At 42.2% G+C, this 561-nt stretch carries 1 protein-coding gene; it reads right to left on the bottom strand.

What is annotated here, in order from left to right; all coding sequences use genetic code 11:
* A partial coding sequence (locus tag DPG01_RS18540) for an IS5 family transposase (protein ID WP_213066007.1) occupies window positions 1-561 on the bottom strand: 561 nt, incomplete at both ends.

Here is a 561-nt window from a genome sequence, read left to right as displayed (position 1 = left end):
CAGCACTTCGTGTCGTACGCCCCATCGGTATAGACAGAATCTATTCGCTCATCTAGTGGGATTTGATCCAGTAAATCACCTAGTACTTGTGAATCACTGACATTATTTGTCGTAAGCTGAACGGCACGTATTTGCAGTGTTTCAGCATCTATAGCAATATGCAGTTTACGCCATTGCCGACGGTATTCAGGCTGATGTTTCTTACGCTTCCATTCACCTTCACCTAAAAATTTTAAACCCGTAGAGTCGACGAGTAGGTGTAACCCATCACGACTTTTCTGATAGCTTATCGCAATATCAATATGCTTTTGTCGTCTACAGAGGGTGGAGTAATCTGGTGCTGTCCAATTTAAGCCACTGAGTTTAATCAGGCTTTGAGCAAAGCCAGTGACCATACGTAAAGAAAGACGGAATAGAGATTTGATCATTAAACAGCATTGAATCGCTGTATCGGAATAAGTTTGATTTCGTCCGTGCTTGCCTTGTGGTTGTGCATACCATTGGGTCTTCGGATCAAACCAGATTGAAATATTCCCTCGCTTGATTAAAGCTTGGTTATAC

This window comes from Acinetobacter sp. WCHAc060042 (assembly GCF_003231195.1).
Classification (GTDB): Bacteria; Pseudomonadota; Gammaproteobacteria; order Pseudomonadales; family Moraxellaceae; genus Acinetobacter.
The sequence above is the reverse complement of the archived record's forward strand: the minus strand, read 5'-3'. Positions and strand labels throughout refer to the sequence as shown.